The following is a 17834-nucleotide window of genomic DNA, read 5'->3' on the forward strand; positions in this document are numbered from 1 at the left end:
ATGTCCCGCATAACCACAAATACCACACCACCGGTGCTGGTTGCAGAGAATATCTGTTTTTCCCGCCACGGACAGCCGGTAATCAGTGATATATCCCTGACATTACACTGCGGAACCATCACTGCTGTTACCGGCCCGAATGGTGCGGGAAAATCAACCCTTCTTCGTTTACTCAGTGGTTATTGTCCCTGTGACAGCGGACAAATCATGCTGCGCGAAAAACCGATGGCATCCTGGTCGGCCGCTGCTCTGGCACAGATCAGGGCGGTCATGACACAACAAAGTGTTATCTCTGCTCCCTACCGGGTCAGAGACATTATTGCGCTGGGGGATTTGCACAGAGAATATTCACGTCAGACTACCATTGATGAGGTGATACACCTGACGGCCTGCGAATCATTGCTCGATAAACGCTGGTATCAGCTTTCCGGTGGTGAGCAGCAGCGGGTTAATCTGGCGCGGGCACTGATGCAACTGAGCGGCCCGTTGCCCGTTCCCCGTCTGCTATTACTGGATGAGCCCACTGCCGCGCTGGATCTTCACCACCAGCAACGCCTGATACGGATGCTGAAAAAGCGGGTGAGCGCGACCTCCCTGGCAGTCTTCTGTATTCTGCATGACCTGAATTTAGCGTCTTTATATGCTGACCACATCATAATGCTGAATAACGGACGCATTGTCCGTCAGGGAACGCCGGGCGAAGTACTGCAAAAAACGGTACTGAAGGAAACCTATCAGGCTGACCTGATAACGCTCCGCCATCCGCTTACCGGCAATAATTCTGTGTTACTTACCCCTTAACATTAGTCACTTTTTGCCGTAACACGTTGTTTGCGGCAAAAAGTCATTGCCGAGAGCAAACATAAGGTATACCCGAGCAATTCGCAGCCCTCTTCTGCCAGGTTTTTTGCCAGCCGGTTAAAATCATCTCCCATCATACCGCGCCATAAAATCCCCATACCAAACAGGCGGGAAAATACCAGTACCACCAGCAAACCGGTGACCATCATCCCGTATGCCGGATGAGTGACAAAACGATACAACCCGCTAACCGCTGTGCGCGGATGCAGAAAAGCATAGACAATCGCAGCCAGTGAGACCGGAACCGCGAACCAGAACCATGCGCCGTGAGAAATATAATCAAAAATCTGATCCAACTCCCTGATCAGCATGCTGGCAAACAATCCTGCAATCAGGAAAAACCCCGCTCTGTCCTCCGGTTCCCGCAGCCCTTTGCGGAAAAACAGCACAATCACGGCCAGCAGCATCACTTCGGCAACAATTTCTGTCACCGAGTCTTCCCCCAAATCATTCTTAAGAACCAAAATATCAATAAACAACTGACCTGTGCTGGCAGCCATGATCAGTGCCAACATAAAAAAACGTCCCATTGCCCCGAAAAGAAACCGAAATTGCTGTGACATAACTATCCTGAATTATATTTATCGTCAGCGGATTCTATCGATATTCAATCTGTAATTGGTGACATATGGTGCTATATGCTGGTGATAAAACAATTGGTTTCATCTATTGGTCTGATAATGATTCTCAATCATGAAAGGCACGATTTGCCTACACAATTCTTGGAAAATTCATAAAATATGATTAATAACATCTGTGACTATTAGAATTTATAGATTGTAGCCCGATTTTGGGAGGTGAACATGTCAGAAAGTGTAGTGAACGATATTATCAAATGGCTGGAAACTCAGTTACAGCGCAATGAAGGGATCAAGATCGATACTATTGCGGATAAAAGCGGTTATTCAAAATGGCATCTCCAGCGTATTTTCAAAGATATCAAGGGATGCACACTAGGTGAGTATGTCCGTAAGCGCCGCCTGCTGGAAGCAGCTAAATCTCTGCGCGATAACGATATGTCTATTCTGGATATCGCGTTGCAGTATGGTTTCAGTTCACAGGCAACCTTTACCCGTATCTTTAAAAAACATTTCAATACCACACCGGCAAAATTCCGTGATCACGGCCAGATGCCGGAACCGCGCTGTTTCATGGAGTGTGGTTCACACTAAATGGCTGAAAAAATATCCCCGCCGCCATCACCGGCCAAACGGGGATATTTTTTTATCCTGCCGTAATCACTGAACAGATTAACCGCCTGCTTTATTTAAGCTCAGCCACCAGCCAGCCCCGCAACTGAGTCAGCTCATCGTGCATGTCCGGATAAGCGGCCATAAGCTCAGTGAATACCGCTGTCACCGCATCAGCACTGTAACGCTGCCCGGTCAGCAGTTGTGCCAGTAGTTCCAGCGGAGCCGGGTCAAGACTGTCAGTAAAAATCTGCGCCCGGCTGATCATGCCGCGCTCCACATCAAAATGCAGTTCAATACCGCCCCATTTAAAGCGGGTATCCAACAAATGGCTGAAGGCCGGTGCATTACCGAAATTCCAGTCCCAGCTGCTTTGTCTGGCAAAGGTTTCAGCAAATCCCGGCAGATCAGGAAGTGAATCCGGTGAAATCAGTTCCGCTTCCGCCTTCTCGCCGTAATAGTCGAAAAACGCCGCTTTAATCGCGTCACAAACCTGCTCATGATCAACCCCCGGAATAATTTCCGCCAGATTAGTCACCCGGGAGCGGACTGAGGTGATCCCTTTGGCCTGCAATTTCTTTGGATCCGGGTTGAGATAATCCGCCAGACGGCTTAAATCCGCATTAATTAATACCGTACCATGATGAAAACCGCGATCTTTGGTTTCCCGGTACGCCGACCCGGAAATTTTCCGCTCACCATCCCCGCTGTTTACCACAAGGTCATTACGCCCGGATGCCGATACCGAAATACCGAGCCGGGATAAACCACCGAGAATAATATTGGTGGATACCGTTTTATCATATTCCGGTTTTCCGGCCATAAAGGTAAAATTGGTATTCCCCTTGTCATGAAATACCGCCCCGCCGCCGCTGCTGCGCCGTGCTAATTTAATATGGTCGGCTTCCATTTTTCGGGTATTACACTCCTTCCACGGGTTTTGTGCCCGGCCGATAACCACAGTGTCATTATTACGCCACAGAAACAGCACGCGCTGGTCAGCGGGCATTTGCCGGAAAATACACTCTTCAACAGCAAGGTTAAACCACGGATCAAAGGAATCAGAAATAAAAAGACGAAGTGACGACATGTTGTCCCCCGGAAAAAATAGGCTGCCGATAAGATAGCATATTTATCCCGGTGATTTTAAAGTCTGCGCGCCTGCCAGAAGACTTTTTTCCAATAGACGTTGTCAAGGCTGGAACGCATCACACCTTTACTGGTCGAGGCATGAATAAAGGCGCGATCAGAATCATAAATACCGACATGTAACCCGTTTTCGCCACCGCCGGTTTTAAAGAACACCAGGTCGCCGGGTTGTAAATCCGCAACATCGATACGGGTACCATACGTTGTCTGTGCTTTGGTGGTACGCGGCAGCGAAATAGCAAAGCGATCGTTAAATGTCCGGTAGACAAAGCCGGAACAGTCAATACCGTTTAAATCCATTCCGCCGTAATGATATGGCGTGCCGTACCACTGCGATAATTGTTCCCGCAACTGGGCAATCACCATAATCGGATCTGATAATTCTGTTTTGACCGGCGGTGCATAATATTTACGCGGCGTCGATGAACAGCCGACAACGGCTAATACGCAGATAAAAAGCAGAGAACGGAATATGATTTTCATTGTATTATCCCCGGCACGGCTGACCTTCAACCCGCAATACTGTATTAATATCTGCGGGTGAAAGTCAATATTTGCCGTATTTTACCCGGTGTTACGGCATTTTCCGGTAATAAAGCAAGGTCAGGCTTTCATCAGTGACTACGTCATCTGCCGGCGTAACATCGTTTTCATCCAGCCCGTGACGATCCCGCAGGATCAGCGCAACATTACCGGTTTTACGGGCGTTTTTCAGCCAGGAGTCAAAGTCATCATGTGTAATAAATTTTGACTTGGTATCCGGATAGATATCGCTCAGCCCGTATTTCAGTTCTCCCGGACGGTCAAACATATAAATATCGCTGCGCTGCAATTCCCAGGCCGCTGAAGTGCCGATACCGACACTGTTAACCAGAATATAACGGGCATCTTTCAGCAGCGCGATATTATCCTGAATAAAGATCTGCGGTAAATTTGCCCGTTCCGTACGGGCCGGTAACAACGAACTGACAGATAAACTGATCGCCACCGTACAAAATGCCGCCAGCATCCAGTAACGGCAACCCTTTATCAGGGTGAACACCGAAACGGTAATCCAGAACAGGAAAATCGCAATAGCCCCGGTAAATTTGCCGCGCTCATCCGCAGAATACACCAGGGTATTTTCCAGGTTGTTTATTACCAGCAGAGCAATAATCGCGCAGAAACCAAAAATAATATTAATCACCGCATTCAGTTTAAAGACAGATACGGCCTGTTTTTTTATCAGGGTATGGATATACGCTGCCATCAGGATCGTCAGTGGCGCAATGACCGGCAGAATATAGGTCAGTAATTTTCCTTTGGCGATACTGAAAAATAAGAATGGCAATACTGTCCAGCACAGCAGGAAGAATAACGGCTTATTTTCACGGCGCTGTTGCCAGCCCTGTTTTAATGCCCCGAATAAAAAACCGCTCCAGGGTAATACACCGGCAAACAGAATCGGAATAAAAAACCAGAATGGCGAGAGATTTTGCGCCTCTTTACTCATAAAGCGCTGTAAATGCTCAACCACCACAAAATAGCGCCAGAAATCCGGCTCGGCGTGATATATCGCCAGTGCCCACGGCAGTGTGATAAGACCGGCAGCAGCGATCCCCGCCCAGCAATAACAGAGCATTGTTTTAAAACGGCGGTAGAAAATATGCACCGGAATCAGCGCAATAACCGGCAATACCAGTGCCAGAAAACCCTTTGTCATCAGCGCCATGCCGCAGGCCAGCCCGAAGGCAACCCAGTAGCCCAGCAATGCACGGCGTGACTGCGCGGTGATCAGTCCATAACTGAGATAAATCACCAGCGTGACCCACATGGTCAGAATCGGATCCAGCGTACTGTAAGTCCCGAGTGCGAGAACCAGTAACATACTGGCATACAGAAAGGCAGCTGTGCGGGCGATGACTTTTTCATCCCACATTTTCATTGTCAGCAGGTAAACCAGCCATGTGCTGACCATTGTTGAGAACAGGACACCAAAACGCACCGCAAATTGTGTATGACCGAACAACATCTGACTGATGTTATTTACCCAGTAACCCGCCACCGGTTTTTCAAAATAGCGGATATCCAGCAGATGCGGCACCACCCAGTTACCGTCAGCCAGCATTTCCCGGCTGATCTCCGCATACCGGGTTTCATCCGGCTGCCATAACGCGCGGAATTCCAAAGGAATAAAATAGGTCACTGCAATAAACAACAGAAATAACACAGCCCACATTGCGGCAGACGGATACGCCACATGAAACGCGGACTTACGGCTGGTAACGTCCAATATAACCTCCGGACAAGGATACAATTTTATAACAATAAGGTAACTATCTCTGTTACTTCCATTAAGACCAGAGTCGTGCAGAATAATTCACGGAAGAACAGGATATTTTTGTTATACAAGAAAGAGTAAAAGGGAGGATTAATTCCGGCTTAACGGTTAATGGCAGCTTAATAAAACAATAAACCACCCCAACTATAGCGCGGACTTATCTTTGCTGTGGATCAGACGCACACCAAACAGAATAAAAATAATACCGATGCTTTTTATCAGCGATACACCTTCATTAAACCAGGGCAGGAACGCAGCCAGCAAATAGACAAACACATAACTCAGGCTGATAAGCGGGTAGGCTTTATTGAGCGGCAAATCCCGCAGCGCGAGCAGCCAGCACACCATTGACAGAACATAGCCCGCCAGTCCGGTGAAAACGACTGCGAACGGCTGCCACTGAGATAGCAACCAGCGGATATCCAGCCACTGCGGGCTCAGTGCAATATCCGGTAATTGTGTCACACCCAGTTTCAGCAACAGCTGCGCGGCGGTGACAAACAGCACACTGCCGAGTACCCAGAGATATCCGCGCATCAGTGTCCCGCTCCCATCAGAATCACGCCGGTGACAATCGCTGCCACACCGCACCAGTGTTTACGGGTTACCCGTTCACCGTATAAAAACTGCGCCACCAGGGTAACCACCACAAAGTTGATACTCAGCATCGGATAGGCGATATTCAGCGGCATAACCTGCAAAAGTTTCAGCCACAGCAGCATTCCCAGCCCCAGCAGAAACACTGCCAGCACCAGCCAGTACAGACCTCTGCGTTTTGCATTTTCCTGTGCAGCCTGCCAGACATCGACTGCCTGTTTCTGGCAGATCTGACCGCCGCAGGTGAGAAAACTCACAATAATCAGTAAAACAATTTGCCCGAACACCATTACACCTTATGGCTGTTTATCATAGATATAGAGGGTCATCCGGCTGTTTTCGGTTCGTTTGTCCGCCGGTGGCAGTTTGGCATCGTAGGTATCATTTTTATCGGTTACCAGCAGTGCAACCTGCCCTTTCTTACGGGTTTCCGCCAGCCACTCAGCGAAAGTCGCATCATTCAGCAGACGGTATTCGCTGTCCGGATATTTCAGACCATAAGTCAGTTCGCCCGAATTATTCAGCAGATAAATATCTCCGCGTTTCAGCTCCCAGGCCAGTCCTGCACCGACACCGACACTGTTACTGACAATAAACGGACTCTTTTCCAGATCGGCCATATTCTGCCGGATAAACGCCTGCGGCAGTTTGGAATCCACCGAGTGATCCGGCACCGCGCTGCCAAAGGTCAGACTGACCACCAGTGAACAGGACGCTGCCCACAGCCAGTGTTTTGCTTTCAGCAGATAACAGAGATACCCGATGATACCCCAGATAGTAAAGGCGACAATCCCCAGTACCACTTTGGACCATTCATCCGGCTGATAAATTGGTTTTTTGACCAGATAGCTGGCAATAATCAGTCCGGCGACAGCGACCGCACCAAAGGCCAGGTTCAGGATACCGTTCGCCTGCAGCGCTTTCATCCGGTGCTTGCGCACACAATCAACGCCGTATTTGGCGATCATCACCGCCAGTGGCGCCATCAGCGGCAGCATATAGGTCGGCAGTTTACCTTTGGCAATACTGAACAGCAGGAACGGGGCAACAAACCAGCAGAACAGGAAAAACATCGGCGGATTATTGCGCCGCTCTTTCCAGCCTTTGAACAATGCGCCGGGCAGTAACGCCAGCCACGGCAGACAACCGAGCAGGATCACAGGGATGTAATACCACATTGGTGAGGCGTGCTGGGCATCTTCGCCGGAGAAACGCTGGAAATGCTCCACCACAATGAAATAGCGCCAGTAATCCGGCTCCTGCTGGTGAACCGCAATCGCCCACGGCAGGCTGATCAGCACCGCGCAGAAAACCGCCAGCGGGCCGAATTTCAGTAACTCAATGAAACGCCGCTGATACAACATCACCGGCAGCATTGCCACCACCGGGATTGCCAGCGCAAGGAAGCCTTTGGTCATAAAGCCCATACCACAGGCCAGACCCAGCAGGCACCAGGACGTTATCCTGGTTTTCACATTTTCGGCTTTCAGTGCCCTGAAGCTGAAGGCCATCGAGGCAATCACCCACATGGCAAACATCGGGTCGAGCACACTGTATGTGCCGACACTGAACACCAGAAACATGGAGACAAAGACCAGCGACGCAACAAATGCTGTGTGACGATTGCGCCACATCAGAAGTGTCATCCAGTAAACCAGCAGCGTGCTGATAAGGATACTGAAGACCGAGCCTGCACGGACAGCAAAATTGGTATGACCGAAGACCAGCTGGCTGACATTATTCACCCAGTAACCGGCCACCGGTTTTTCAAAATAACGCAGATCGAGTAACTTCGGGACAACCCAGTCGCCCTGTGTCACCATTTCACGGCTGATTTCCGCATACCGGGTTTCATCCGGATGCCAGAGCAGACGATCATTGATCGGGAAAAGGTAAGTTAACACGAAAAAAAGAGCCAGCAGAAAGGCTCCGATTTTACTCGCCCGGTTATTCAGCATGTAATGCTATCCCTCTTGTTGGCAGCCCAGCCACCCTTCCCGGCCGGGGAAATCACCCCGTACCACTTTGCCTGTCGGTAACGTTGATAAATCAGACGGCAGCAGTTCACTGAGCGGACAAAAGCGGAAATCCTCATGTTTAATCCGGTCCAGTAATGCCTCAAACTGTGCGGCTTTGGACATGCCTTCCACTTCAGTGTGGATAGTATAGACCGGCACGCCCTGATCCCGTCTGATTGCATCCAGGATAAAGTCGTTGAAATCCGCATCAGCCACCTGCGGCCCAACTACTTCATCATAGGTCGGCAGTGTAACAGGAATCTGCACGGTTCCGGTAGTCCCGTCTGCAAGAAGCGGTCGGAACGGATGCGTGCCGCGGCAATCACTGTTGTAGGCAAAACCAAATGCCTGTTTGGCTTCAATTACCCGCTCATCGGCACGCCAGCCTGCCACCGCAGAGCACTGTACCGGCTGTCCGGTAGCCTGTGATAAGGCATCGGTGCCCAGGCGAATCTGCTCCGTGATTTGTGCCGGTGTCCAGCGGCCGGCTTTCGCCTGCCAGCCCTGGTGATCCCAGGCATGCAGGCCGACTTCATGACCGGCATCCAGCGTCTGTTTCATCAGATAGCCCAGATCACGGGCAATTTTCTTACCCGGCCACGCCGTACCGGCCAGCAGAATATCCAGGCCGTATAATGACGCCGCATTGGAGCGCAGCATTTTCCACAGAAACTTAGGACGCAAAAGGCGCCACAAGTGACGCCCCATATTGTCCGGCCCGACGCTGAAGAAAAAACTGGCTTTAATATCGTGCTGCGCAAATACCTTCAGTAACTGCGGCACACCTTCCAGTGTGCCGCGATAGGTATCCACGTCAACCCGCAGGCCGACATTTTTCATTACTCGTCGTTCCTCAGCTCTTCAACCGCTCCGCGCAGGAAGAAGTCGAGGGTTTCTTCCACTGTCTGACGGGTATCGATAGCCGGTTTCCAGTCCAGTAAACGCTCCGCGTTTTTGATGCTTGGTTTACGGTGTTCCACGTCCTGGTAACCTTTCCCGTAGTAAGTGCTGCTTTCGATTTTACGGAAGCCGGCAAACGGCGGGAAGTTATCACGCAGCGGATGTTTCTCGAAGCAGTCGAGCAGCATTTCTGCCAGTTCACGGATACTCGCTTCATTCACCGGGTTACCGATGTTGATGATCTGACCGTCACACTTGCCGTCACGGTTTTCAATGATGCGGAACAGGGCTTCGATACCGTCATGGATATCAGTAAAGCAGCGTTTCTGTTCACCACCGTCAACCAGTTTAATCGGTGAACCTTCCACCAGGTTCAGGATCAGCTGAGTGATAGCGCGGGAGCTGCCGATACGTGCGGAGTTCAGGCTGTCCAGACGCGGACCCATCCAGTTGAACGGACGGAACAGCGTGAATTTCAGACCTTCTTTCGCGCCGTATGCCCAGATAACCCGGTCAAGCAGCTGTTTGGAAACGGAGTAGATCCAGCGCTGTTTGTTGATTGGGCCGACAATCAGGCGTGAATTATCTTCGTCAAACTCTTTGTCATCACACATACCGTACACTTCAGAGGTGGACGGGAAGATGATACGTTTGTTGTATTTCGCGCAGTAACGGACAATTTTCAGGTTTTCTTCGAAGTCCAGCTCGAACACGCGCAGCGGGTTACGGGTGTACTCGATTGGAGTGGCAATCGCCACCAGCGGCAGAATGACATCACATTTTTTAATGTGATACTCAATCCACTCGGTGTGAATGCTGACATCCCCTTCGATAAAGTGGAAACGCTCGTCACCGATGAAACGGTCAATCGCGGAAGAGCTAATATCCATACCATAGATATCGTAGTTACCGTCTTCCAGCAGACGTTCTGTCAGGTGGTTACCGATGAAACCGTTCACACCCAGGATCAGCACACGCTTGCGGCGGGCAACCTGTGCAGTGGCTTTCGGGCCGACGCGGACATCAGTCACAATACCCATTTCGGCTGCCAGACGGGCACCCTGCACATACAGACCGGATTCACCCTGACCGCTGATCACTTCCAGCGCGCCGTTTCCGCAGGCAATCACCAGCGGTTCAGCTGAAATAACGGTTCCCGGACGTTTGCCTTTGTTATCGGCCAGCACGCGGCTGCGCCAGATGATCATTTTACGCTCACCCAGGAAGGTAAATGCGCCCGGGTACGGTTCTGTCACCGCACGGACCAGGTTATGGATCTGTGCCGCAGGCTGATTCCAGTCGATCAGGCCATCTTCCGCACAGCGGCGGCCGAAGTAAGTCGCCTGAGATTCATCCTGAGCGGTGGTTTTATATGTACCGGCCTCAATCAGCGGTAAGGTTTTGTTCAGCAGTGTTTCTGCAGCTTCACGAACTTTACCGTGAACAATCAGGGAAGTATCGTCACCACCGATAGTCACTTTTTCCTGCGCGACGATATCGCCGGCATCGGCTTTGGCCACCATTTTGTGCAGGGTAACACCGGTTTCAGTTTCACCGTTCAGCACGGCCCAGTTGATTGGTGCGCGGCCGCGGTATTTCGGCAGCAGAGAACCGTGCAGATTGAATGCACCTTTCGGTGCCAGCGCCAGAATCTCTTCGCTCAGCATGTCGCGGTAGTAGAAAGAGAAAATGACATCCGGTTTCAGTTCACGGATGCGATCCACCCACAGCGGATGGTTAACGTTTTCAGGGGCATAAACCGGCAATTCCATGTCCGCACTGACGCGGGCCACCGATGAGAAGAAATGGTTTTCACCCGGGTCGTCCGTATGGGTAAAGACGGCCTGAATATCAAAGCCCGCTTTTTTCAGGGCCTTCAATCCGACACAACCAATATCATGGTAGGCAAATACGATTGCTTTCATTAGTTTTTTTCCTGAGTTTCAGTTTCACTGGTCTCTTTCGCCTGAGCGCCGACCACTTTTTGAATAAAATACCGGGGACGTGCACGAACATCGTTATAAATCCGCCCGATATATTCCCCGAGCAGACCCATTGCCACGAATTGTGCGCCGATAAACATAAATAAGATGGCGAACAGGGTAAACACCCCTTCAGCCGCCCACAGCGCGCCGAAGGCCACGCGCAGGATAATCAGTAGCAGCGCCAGCAGGAAACCGGACGCGGCAATGATACTGCCGACAATGCTTAACAGGCGCAGCGGCGCGGTGGTCAGGCAGGTCAGCAGGTCATACATCAGATTGATCAGCTTGAGGAAACTGTATTTTGAGTCACCGAACTCACGTTCAGCATGTCTGACATCAATTTCAATCGTTTTACGGGCAAAAGTGTTTGCCAGAATCGGAATAAAGGTACTGCGCTCATGACACTGCAACATCGCGTCAATGATATGACGGCGGTACGCACGCAGCATACAGCCGTAGTCACCCATGGCGCTGCCGGTTGCGGCGATGATCATTTTGTTGATCATTTTTGAGGCGGTTTTGCGGAACCAGGAGTCCTGACGGTTTGCGCGGCGCGTGCCGACCACGTCATAGCCCTCTTCTGCTTTTTCAACCAGACGCGGGATCTCTTCCGGCGGGTTCTGTAAATCCGCATCCATGGTGATCACCAGATCACCGTCGGCCTGTCTGAAACCCGCCATAATTGCGGAATGCTGACCGTAGTTACGGTTCAGCAGGACAGCAACCACATGGTTTTCAGGGATCTCTGCCGCCTGCGTCAGTATTTCCGCTGAGCGGTCACGACTGCCGTCATCGACCAGCACAATTTCATAGGCCTGTTTCAGCGACTGACAGGCTTTGATTGTACGTTCCAGCAACTGAGGAAGACTCTCTTCCTCGTTATAAACCGGAATCACCACTGAGACTTTCTTAATTTCGTTAAATGACACTTATTTCTGCTCCGCAAGAATAGCTCTGATTGCGTCTGTCACACGGGTCACATCACTGTCTTTCATATCCGGGAAGAACGGCAGCGAACATAATGTCGCCGTGTTCCACTCTGAATTCGGCAGTGATAATGACGGGTACCGTTCCCGGTAATATTTTTGGGTATGCGCTGCACGGAAATGCAGACCCGTCCCGATATTGACCGCTTTTAACTGCTCCATAAACGTATCGCGATCGATGCCGCAGACCGCTTTATCCACACGAATCATCAGCAGATGATTGGCGTGCAGATGCGGATAATCCGGCACGGATAACAATTCAACCGGCAGCCCGTCCAGGGCTTCACGGTAAAGCTGTGCCAGGTGTGCGCGGCGAGCGTTCAGTTCGTCCATCCGGCTCAGCTGCACCACCGCAATCGCGGCGTGGATATCTGACAGGTTATATTTGAACCCCGGTTCGACCACTTCCGCCTGCGGTTTGCGCCCCTGCATCTGACGGTCAAACGCATCCACACCCAGCCCGTGGAACTTAAGACAACGGATACGCTGTGCAAGTTCATCATCATCTGTCGCAATTAATCCGCCTTCCGCACAGGTAACGTTTTTAATCGCGTGGAAGGAAAAAATGGCCGTGCCTTTTTCGCCGATCCACTCATCCCGGTAGCGGGTACCGACGGCATGCGCGGCATCTTCCAGCAGAAAAATAGTGTGTTCCTGTGCAATAGCACGTAAAGCAACCAAATCACAGGGAGCGCCGGCATAATGAACAGGAATGATGACTTTGGTTTTCGGGGTAATCGCCGCACGGACAGCATCCGGCTGAATCATCAGTGTGTCGCGGTCAACATCAATCATCACCGGCACCGCGCCGAGCAGTTCGATCATATTGATGGTGGATACCCAGGTCTGTGAAGGTGTGATCACTTCATCCCCCGGGCCGACACCCAGTGCCATCAGCGCAACGTGCATACCGGCGGTTGCTGATACCAGAGCAATGGCGTGTTTACAGCCGAAACGCTGACAGAAATCCGCTTCCAGCTGCTGATTCTGCGGGCCGGTGGTGATCCAGCCGGAACGCAGTACTTTTTCAACAGCCGCGATTTCTGACTCCCCGATAGCTGGCCGGGAAAACGGAAGAAACTCAAGCATAAATACAACCTAATAAGAATCGGAAGTGATGATTATATCCTGAATTGATTCAATTGACGCTCAACACCAGGGCCTTGTTTAAATAAATCTTAATCTTTGCGGTCATAAATAACCGCAACGGAGTGCGGCATGATAACAAAAATCAGCGCTGTTGTTGATGCCAATCTGTTATTTGCCACTGTGTTTCTTGTGTTGGTCTGATGCTTTTTATTTCGGACTGGAAAAGTTCGCTCAAAATATCTTCAGTCATCATTATCTGAGTTTCACCGGCTGCAAGTACCTGACCGGCTTTAAGTAACACCACTGCATCCGCATGCAGATAACTGTGGTTTAAATCATGACCGCTGGTAATAATCGTCCCCCGCTGCTCACAAAACCGGGCTATCCATTTATCCAGCATTGCCTGCTGGGTAATATCCAGGTGGTTACGCGGCTCATCCAGTAACAGGTATTTCCCGGACAGATCACCGGTTGTCCATAATTGCAGAAATATCGCCGCTATTTTTACCCGCTGCCATTCTCCGCCGGATAATTGCGTCAGCATACGCGGTAATAACAACTCCAGCTGAAAATCACCGCACAGCTGATAAATAAGTTGTGTATTTTCCTGCACCGCCGGCATATAGAGCTGCAGATACTGAAACACGGTCATCACCGGGACGCAATCGGTGGTTTGAGTCAGGTACGCGCGGAACTGTGCCTGCTGCCGTTTGGGGATCGTTTTTAAATCTGTACCGCGATAGCGGATTTGCCCGTCATAGCGCACAGCATCCGCCAGTGCCGCCAGTAATGTGCTCTTACCGGAGCCGTTCGGCCCCAGCAGATGGATTTGCTGCCCGGCAAAAAATTGCAGGGCATCACAGGCGAGACGGCGGCCGATGCGGATCCCGCTGACATCAAGTAACACATTTTCCATCAGCGGCGCCCTCCGTGATGCCGGGTCAGCAGATAAATAAAGGCAGGTGCACCGATAGTTGCAGTCACCACGCCGATCGGAATTTCGGCATTAGATAAAATCAGCCGTGAGCATAAATCCGCCAGCAGCAGACTGACTGCGCCGAATAGTGCGCAGGCGGGTAATAATGTCCGGTGATCGGTAATACCCATCAGCCGCAGCATATGCGGAATAATCAGCCCGATAAAACTGATAGCGCCCGCCACCGCCACACTCAGGCCGATCAGCAGCCCGACGGCGATAATAAACACATTGCGCCAGCGGTGTGCCGATACCCCGAGCTGCTGAGCACTGACCTCGCCCAGCGCAAGATAGTTAAGCACCGGCGCCTGCCACAGCAGCCACACCGCCACCACGGCTATCGCCGCCAGCAACGGACTGAGCCGCCAGTCCGCTCCGGAAAAACTCCCCATCATCCAGTACATCAGCTGACGCAAATCCAGACTGGTGCTGAAATACACCATCCAGGTCATAAATGCGCCGCAGATAACCCCGAGTGCCACGCCGACCAGCAGCAACTGGCTGTTACTCAGCCGCCGGAAATGAGCAAAATAAAGCAGAATCAGGGTCAGCAGTGTCGCCCCGATCACCGCGCCGCCTCCCAGCACCCACAGCGGCGGCATGCCTTTGAAAAACAGCACGATAAAAACAACAAACACCCCGGCGCCGTTACTCACGCCGAGTAATCCCGGTTCCGCCAGCGGGTTTTCAAAGATAGCCTGCATCACCGCACCGGCCATTGCCAGACCGGCGCCCACGGCAATCACCGCCAGCACACGCGGGAAACGCAGATCCCAGACAAACAGCTGTGCGGTTTCAGATAACCACTGGTCCGGTAAAATCCACATCTCACCGGCGCACAGTGCAACGGCGATCATTATCAGCAAGGTAACGGAAAGAAGAATTATGCGCTGTACATCCCGCTTTTTCCGCGTCTGTACCAGTTTCGTGATGGGGTTGTGAATATGCATGAGATCCCTGTCATTGTTCAAGACGGGAGGCAGTATACCTGAGTCAGAAAGCGGTTAATGTCTGACAAACCACAGAAAAGAAAACGACCTCATAAGAGGTCGTTTCAGGTCTTACTCTTTCGGTGTCGATTTCTCGACCTTGGCTTTCAGCTTCTGCCCCGGACGGAAAGTGACAACACGACGGGCTGTGATAGGAATATCTTCACCCGTTTTCGGGTTACGGCCCGGACGCTGATTCTTGTCCCGCAGATCAAAGTTTCCGAAACCGGATAATTTCACCTGCTCACCATTCTCAAGAGAACGGCGTACCTCTTCAAAAAACAGCTCAACCAGGTCCTTCGCATCGCGTTTGCTCAGGTCCAGTTTTTCCGACAGATTTTCTGACATTTCAGCTTTAGTAAGCGCCATAGGTTTAGTCCCTCAAGGATGCTTTAAATCGCTGTTGCAACGCGGCAACGCATTTGTTTACGGTTGCTGCAATTTCATCTTCTTCAAGTGTACGCTCTGTATCCTGTAAGGTCAGACTGATCGCCAGACTCTTATAACCCTCAGCAACACCCTTACCACAGTACACGTCAAATAAGTTTATGCCAACTAACTGATTTACGCCAACTTTTTTACATTCGTTCAGAATGTCTTGCGCAGCGACGTTTTCCGGCACAACGATGGCGATATCCCGGCGGTTCGCAGGGAAGCGTGAAATTGCTTCAGCCTCAGGAATAATACGGTTTGTCAGTGCGTCCCAGCGGATTTCAAAGACAACCGTACGGCCGTTGAGATCCAGTTTTTTCTCCAGTTCCGGATGAACCACACCGATATAGCCGATATGCTCATCTTCCAGATAAATCTCAGCACCTTGTCCCGGATGGAGGGCCGGATTCGTCGTTGCTTTAAACGATACACGATCTAATTTACCAGTCAATTCGAAAATCGCTTCCAGATCACCTTTTAAATCATAAAAATCAACAACCTGTTTTTCTGATGACCAGTGCTCCTCATTGCGGTTACCGGCGATAACGCCAGCCAGCATGGTTTCCTGACGGATCCCGAGGTCTGCGGCCGCATCCGGTACAAAGCGCAGGCCTGATTCAAACAGGCGGACACGGCTCTGCTGACGGTTCTGGTTGTACACAACGGTGCTTAACAGGCCGGTCAGCAATGACAGACGCATGGCTGACATGTCCGCAGAGATCGGATTCGGCAGAATAATGGCGTCCTGGCCCGGATGCAGCAGAGCCTGAATCTTCGGATCGACAAAGCTGTAAGTGATCGCTTCCTGGAAACCACGGTCAACCAGCAGTGTTTTCACTCGCTTAAGCGGCAGATGTGCTTCGTGACGCGAGGTCATAATCAGATCTGCACGCAGCGGAACATCCGGGATATTGTTGTAGCCGTAAATACGGGCCACTTCTTCCACCAGATCTTCCTCAATTTCCATATCAAAACGCCATGACGGCGCCGTCACCAGCCACTGATCCTGAGACATTTTCACATCGCAGCCCAGACGGGTCAGAATATCCGTTACCTGTGCGTCATCCACATAGTGACCAATCAGACGATCAAGCTTGTTGCGGGTCAGCGTAATCGTTGCTGCTTCAGGTAAATCCGCCTCAGAAACTACTTCAATGATTTCGCCCGGCTCACCGCCGCAGATATCCAGAATCAGGCGTGTGGTACGCTCAGCCGCGATACGCTGTAACTGCGGATCCACGCCGCGCTCAAAACGGTGTGAGGCATCGGTATGCAGACCATACTGACGCGCACGGCCGGTAATCGCCAGCGGATTAAAAAACGCGGTTTCCAGCAGAATATTTTTGGTGGTGTCAGACACACCGGAGTGCTCACCGCCGAAAATACCGGCCATGCCCAGCGCACCACGGCGATCAGCAATGACCAGAATATTATCCGTCAGCGTGACTTCGTTGCCGTCCAGCAGTGTCAGTTTTTCGCCCTGCTCTGCCATGCGGACAATCAGCTCACCCTCAAGGGTATCCAGATCGTAGGCATGCTGTGGCTGACCCAGCTCCAGCAGAACGTAGTTAGTGATATCCACGACCGGATCGATAGAGCGGATGCCGCCGCGACGCAGTTTTTCCACCATCCACAGCGGGGTTTTTGCTGTCACATCGACATTTTTAATCACACGTCCGGTAAAACGCGGACACGCCTGCGGCGCATCAACACGGATCGGGAACATGTCCTGATGAACAGCGGCGACCGGTGACATATCCGGAGCCTGATAATCCATCTTATTGAGAACCGCCACATCACGGGCCACACCACGGATGCTCAGGCAGTCCGCACGGTTCGGCGTGATGCTGATTTCAATCGCGGTATCATCCAGCTTCATATACTCACGCAGATCAGTACCGATCGGCGCATCTGCCGGTAATTCAATAATGCCGCTGTGATCAGCGCTGATACCCAGCTCAGAGAATGAGCAAAGCATACCTTCTGACGGCTCGCCGCGCAGTTTGGCAGCTTTGATTTTAAAATCGCCCGGTAAGACCGCGCCGACTGTCGCAACAGCCACACGCAGCCCCTGACGGCAGTTTGGTGCGCCGCAGACGATATCGAGCAGACGGTCACCGCCGGTATTCACTTTTGTCACACGCAGTTTGTCGGCGTTAGGGTGCTGTCCGCACTCAACCACTTCGCCGATAACCACACCGTTAAACTGACCGGCAACGGCTTCTGTACCGTCCACTTCCAGGCCGGCCATGGTGATCTGATCAGATAACGCGTCGCTGCTGACAGCCGGGTTTACCCATTCGCGTAACCAGAGTTCACTGAATTTCATGAGAGTATCCCGC

17 protein-coding genes are annotated in these 17834 nt (G+C 51.4%); 2 read left to right on the plus strand and 15 right to left on the minus strand.

Annotated elements, in window-relative coordinates:
• Entirely contained in the window at positions 1 to 801 is an 801-nt protein-coding gene (locus U868_RS0109095; RefSeq protein ID WP_025153015.1) for a heme ABC transporter ATP-binding protein, read from the plus strand.
• Positions 802 to 803: 2 nt separating this feature from the next.
• Here U868_RS0109095 and U868_RS0109100 read toward each other — a convergent pair whose 3' ends face one another.
• Entirely contained in the window at positions 804 to 1424 is a 621-nt protein-coding gene (locus U868_RS0109100; RefSeq protein WP_025153016.1) for a hypothetical protein, read from the minus strand.
• 240 nt (positions 1425 to 1664) lie between these two features.
• Between U868_RS0109100 and U868_RS0109105 the strand changes: the two genes are divergently transcribed.
• A complete protein-coding gene (locus U868_RS0109105) occupies positions 1665 to 2033 on the plus strand; it encodes a helix-turn-helix domain-containing protein (protein WP_025153017.1) in 369 nt (122 codons plus the stop codon).
• A 91-nt stretch (positions 2034 to 2124) separates the two neighbouring features.
• Here U868_RS0109105 and U868_RS0109110 read toward each other — a convergent pair whose 3' ends face one another.
• From U868_RS0109110 to pheT, 14 genes are all read right to left on the minus strand, one after another.
• On the minus strand, positions 2125 to 3141 hold the full coding sequence (locus tag U868_RS0109110) for a lipoate--protein ligase A (RefSeq protein ID WP_025153018.1): 1017 nt from the start codon (positions 3139 to 3141) through the stop codon (positions 2125 to 2127).
• Between the two features lie 56 nt (positions 3142 to 3197).
• The gene (locus U868_RS0109115) at positions 3198 to 3683 is read right to left on the minus strand and encodes a C40 family peptidase (RefSeq protein WP_025153019.1); all 486 of its coding nucleotides are present in this window, start codon (positions 3681 to 3683) and stop codon (positions 3198 to 3200) included.
• Between the two features lie 91 nt (positions 3684 to 3774).
• Entirely contained in the window at positions 3775 to 5472 is a 1698-nt protein-coding gene (arnT, locus tag U868_RS0109120; protein WP_025153020.1) for a lipid IV(A) 4-amino-4-deoxy-L-arabinosyltransferase, read from the minus strand.
• Positions 5473 to 5664: 192 nt separating this feature from the next.
• Entirely contained in the window at positions 5665 to 6060 is a 396-nt protein-coding gene (gene arnF / locus U868_RS0109125) for a 4-amino-4-deoxy-L-arabinose-phosphoundecaprenol flippase subunit ArnF (protein WP_205275499.1), read from the minus strand.
• Positions 6057 to 6407 (minus strand): 4-amino-4-deoxy-L-arabinose-phosphoundecaprenol flippase subunit ArnE, encoded by a 351-nt coding sequence (gene arnE, locus U868_RS0109130; RefSeq protein WP_024473263.1) that lies wholly within the window; start codon positions 6405 to 6407, stop codon positions 6057 to 6059. The genes arnF and arnE overlap by 4 nt, the downstream gene beginning before the upstream one ends.
• 6 nt (positions 6408 to 6413) lie before the next feature.
• The gene (gene arnT, locus U868_RS0109135; RefSeq protein ID WP_025153022.1) at positions 6414 to 8075 is read right to left on the minus strand and encodes a lipid IV(A) 4-amino-4-deoxy-L-arabinosyltransferase; all 1662 of its coding nucleotides are present in this window, start codon (positions 8073 to 8075) and stop codon (positions 6414 to 6416) included.
• A 6-nt stretch (positions 8076 to 8081) separates the two neighbouring features.
• The gene (gene arnD, locus U868_RS0109140) at positions 8082 to 8975 is read right to left on the minus strand and encodes a 4-deoxy-4-formamido-L-arabinose-phosphoundecaprenol deformylase (protein WP_025153023.1); all 894 of its coding nucleotides are present in this window, start codon (positions 8973 to 8975) and stop codon (positions 8082 to 8084) included.
• A complete protein-coding gene (gene arnA, locus U868_RS0109145; protein ID WP_025153024.1) occupies positions 8975 to 10960 on the minus strand; it encodes a bifunctional UDP-4-amino-4-deoxy-L-arabinose formyltransferase/UDP-glucuronic acid oxidase ArnA in 1986 nt (661 codons plus the stop codon). The genes arnD and arnA overlap by 1 nt, the downstream gene beginning before the upstream one ends.
• Positions 10960 to 11949 (minus strand): undecaprenyl-phosphate 4-deoxy-4-formamido-L-arabinose transferase, encoded by a 990-nt coding sequence (gene arnC, locus U868_RS25695; protein ID WP_025153025.1) that lies wholly within the window; start codon positions 11947 to 11949, stop codon positions 10960 to 10962. The genes arnA and arnC overlap by 1 nt, the downstream gene beginning before the upstream one ends.
• Positions 11950 to 13095, minus strand: a complete 1146-nt coding sequence (gene arnB, locus U868_RS25700; RefSeq protein WP_025153026.1) for a UDP-4-amino-4-deoxy-L-arabinose aminotransferase — start codon at positions 13093 to 13095, stop codon at positions 11950 to 11952.
• Positions 13096 to 13237: 142 nt separating this feature from the next.
• Entirely contained in the window at positions 13238 to 14011 is a 774-nt protein-coding gene (locus U868_RS0109160; protein WP_025153027.1) for an ATP-binding cassette domain-containing protein, read from the minus strand.
• The gene (gene btuC, locus U868_RS0109165; protein ID WP_025153028.1) at positions 14011 to 15021 is read right to left on the minus strand and encodes a vitamin B12 ABC transporter permease BtuC; all 1011 of its coding nucleotides are present in this window, start codon (positions 15019 to 15021) and stop codon (positions 14011 to 14013) included. The genes U868_RS0109160 and btuC overlap by 1 nt, the downstream gene beginning before the upstream one ends.
• 111 nt (positions 15022 to 15132) lie before the next feature.
• Positions 15133 to 15429 (minus strand): integration host factor subunit alpha, encoded by a 297-nt coding sequence (gene ihfA, locus U868_RS0109170; RefSeq protein WP_004235369.1) that lies wholly within the window; start codon positions 15427 to 15429, stop codon positions 15133 to 15135.
• Positions 15430 to 15433: 4 nt separating this feature from the next.
• A complete protein-coding gene (gene pheT / locus U868_RS0109175; RefSeq protein WP_025153029.1) occupies positions 15434 to 17821 on the minus strand; it encodes a phenylalanine--tRNA ligase subunit beta in 2388 nt (795 codons plus the stop codon).
• Between the last annotated feature and the right edge of the window lie 13 nt (positions 17822 to 17834).

The organism is Morganella morganii H1r (assembly GCF_000633515.1).
In the GTDB taxonomy this organism is placed as follows: Bacteria; Pseudomonadota; Gammaproteobacteria; order Enterobacterales; family Enterobacteriaceae; genus Morganella; species Morganella morganii_B.

Excerpts from the sequence above, each read along its gene's own strand:
- U868_RS0109095 (WP_025153015.1), top strand. The coding sequence starts at position 1 with ATGTCCCGCATAACCACAAATACCACACCACCGGTGCTGGTTGCAGAG.
- U868_RS0109100 (WP_025153016.1), bottom strand. The coding sequence starts at position 1,424 with ATGTCACAGCAATTTCGGTTTCTTTTCGGGGCAATGGGACGTTTTTTT.
- U868_RS0109105 (WP_025153017.1), top strand. The coding sequence starts at position 1,665 with ATGTCAGAAAGTGTAGTGAACGATATTATCAAATGGCTGGAAACTCAG.
- U868_RS0109110 (WP_025153018.1), bottom strand. The coding sequence starts at position 3,141 with ATGTCGTCACTTCGTCTTTTTATTTCTGATTCCTTTGATCCGTGGTTT.
- U868_RS0109115 (WP_025153019.1), bottom strand. The coding sequence starts at position 3,683 with ATGAAAATCATATTCCGTTCTCTGCTTTTTATCTGCGTATTAGCCGTT.
- arnE (WP_024473263.1), bottom strand. The coding sequence starts at position 6,407 with ATGGTGTTCGGGCAAATTGTTTTACTGATTATTGTGAGTTTTCTCACC.
- arnT (WP_025153022.1), bottom strand. The coding sequence starts at position 8,075 with ATGCTGAATAACCGGGCGAGTAAAATCGGAGCCTTTCTGCTGGCTCTT.
- arnD (WP_025153023.1), bottom strand. The coding sequence starts at position 8,975 with ATGAAAAATGTCGGCCTGCGGGTTGACGTGGATACCTATCGCGGCACA.
- arnA (WP_025153024.1), bottom strand. The coding sequence starts at position 10,960 with ATGAAAGCAATCGTATTTGCCTACCATGATATTGGTTGTGTCGGATTG.
- arnB (WP_025153026.1), bottom strand. The coding sequence starts at position 13,095 with ATGCTTGAGTTTCTTCCGTTTTCCCGGCCAGCTATCGGGGAGTCAGAA.
- U868_RS0109160 (WP_025153027.1), bottom strand. The coding sequence starts at position 14,011 with ATGGAAAATGTGTTACTTGATGTCAGCGGGATCCGCATCGGCCGCCGT.
- btuC (WP_025153028.1), bottom strand. The coding sequence starts at position 15,021 with ATGCATATTCACAACCCCATCACGAAACTGGTACAGACGCGGAAAAAG.
- ihfA (WP_004235369.1), bottom strand. The coding sequence starts at position 15,429 with ATGGCGCTTACTAAAGCTGAAATGTCAGAAAATCTGTCGGAAAAACTG.
- pheT (WP_025153029.1), bottom strand. The coding sequence starts at position 17,821 with ATGAAATTCAGTGAACTCTGGTTACGCGAATGGGTAAACCCGGCTGTC.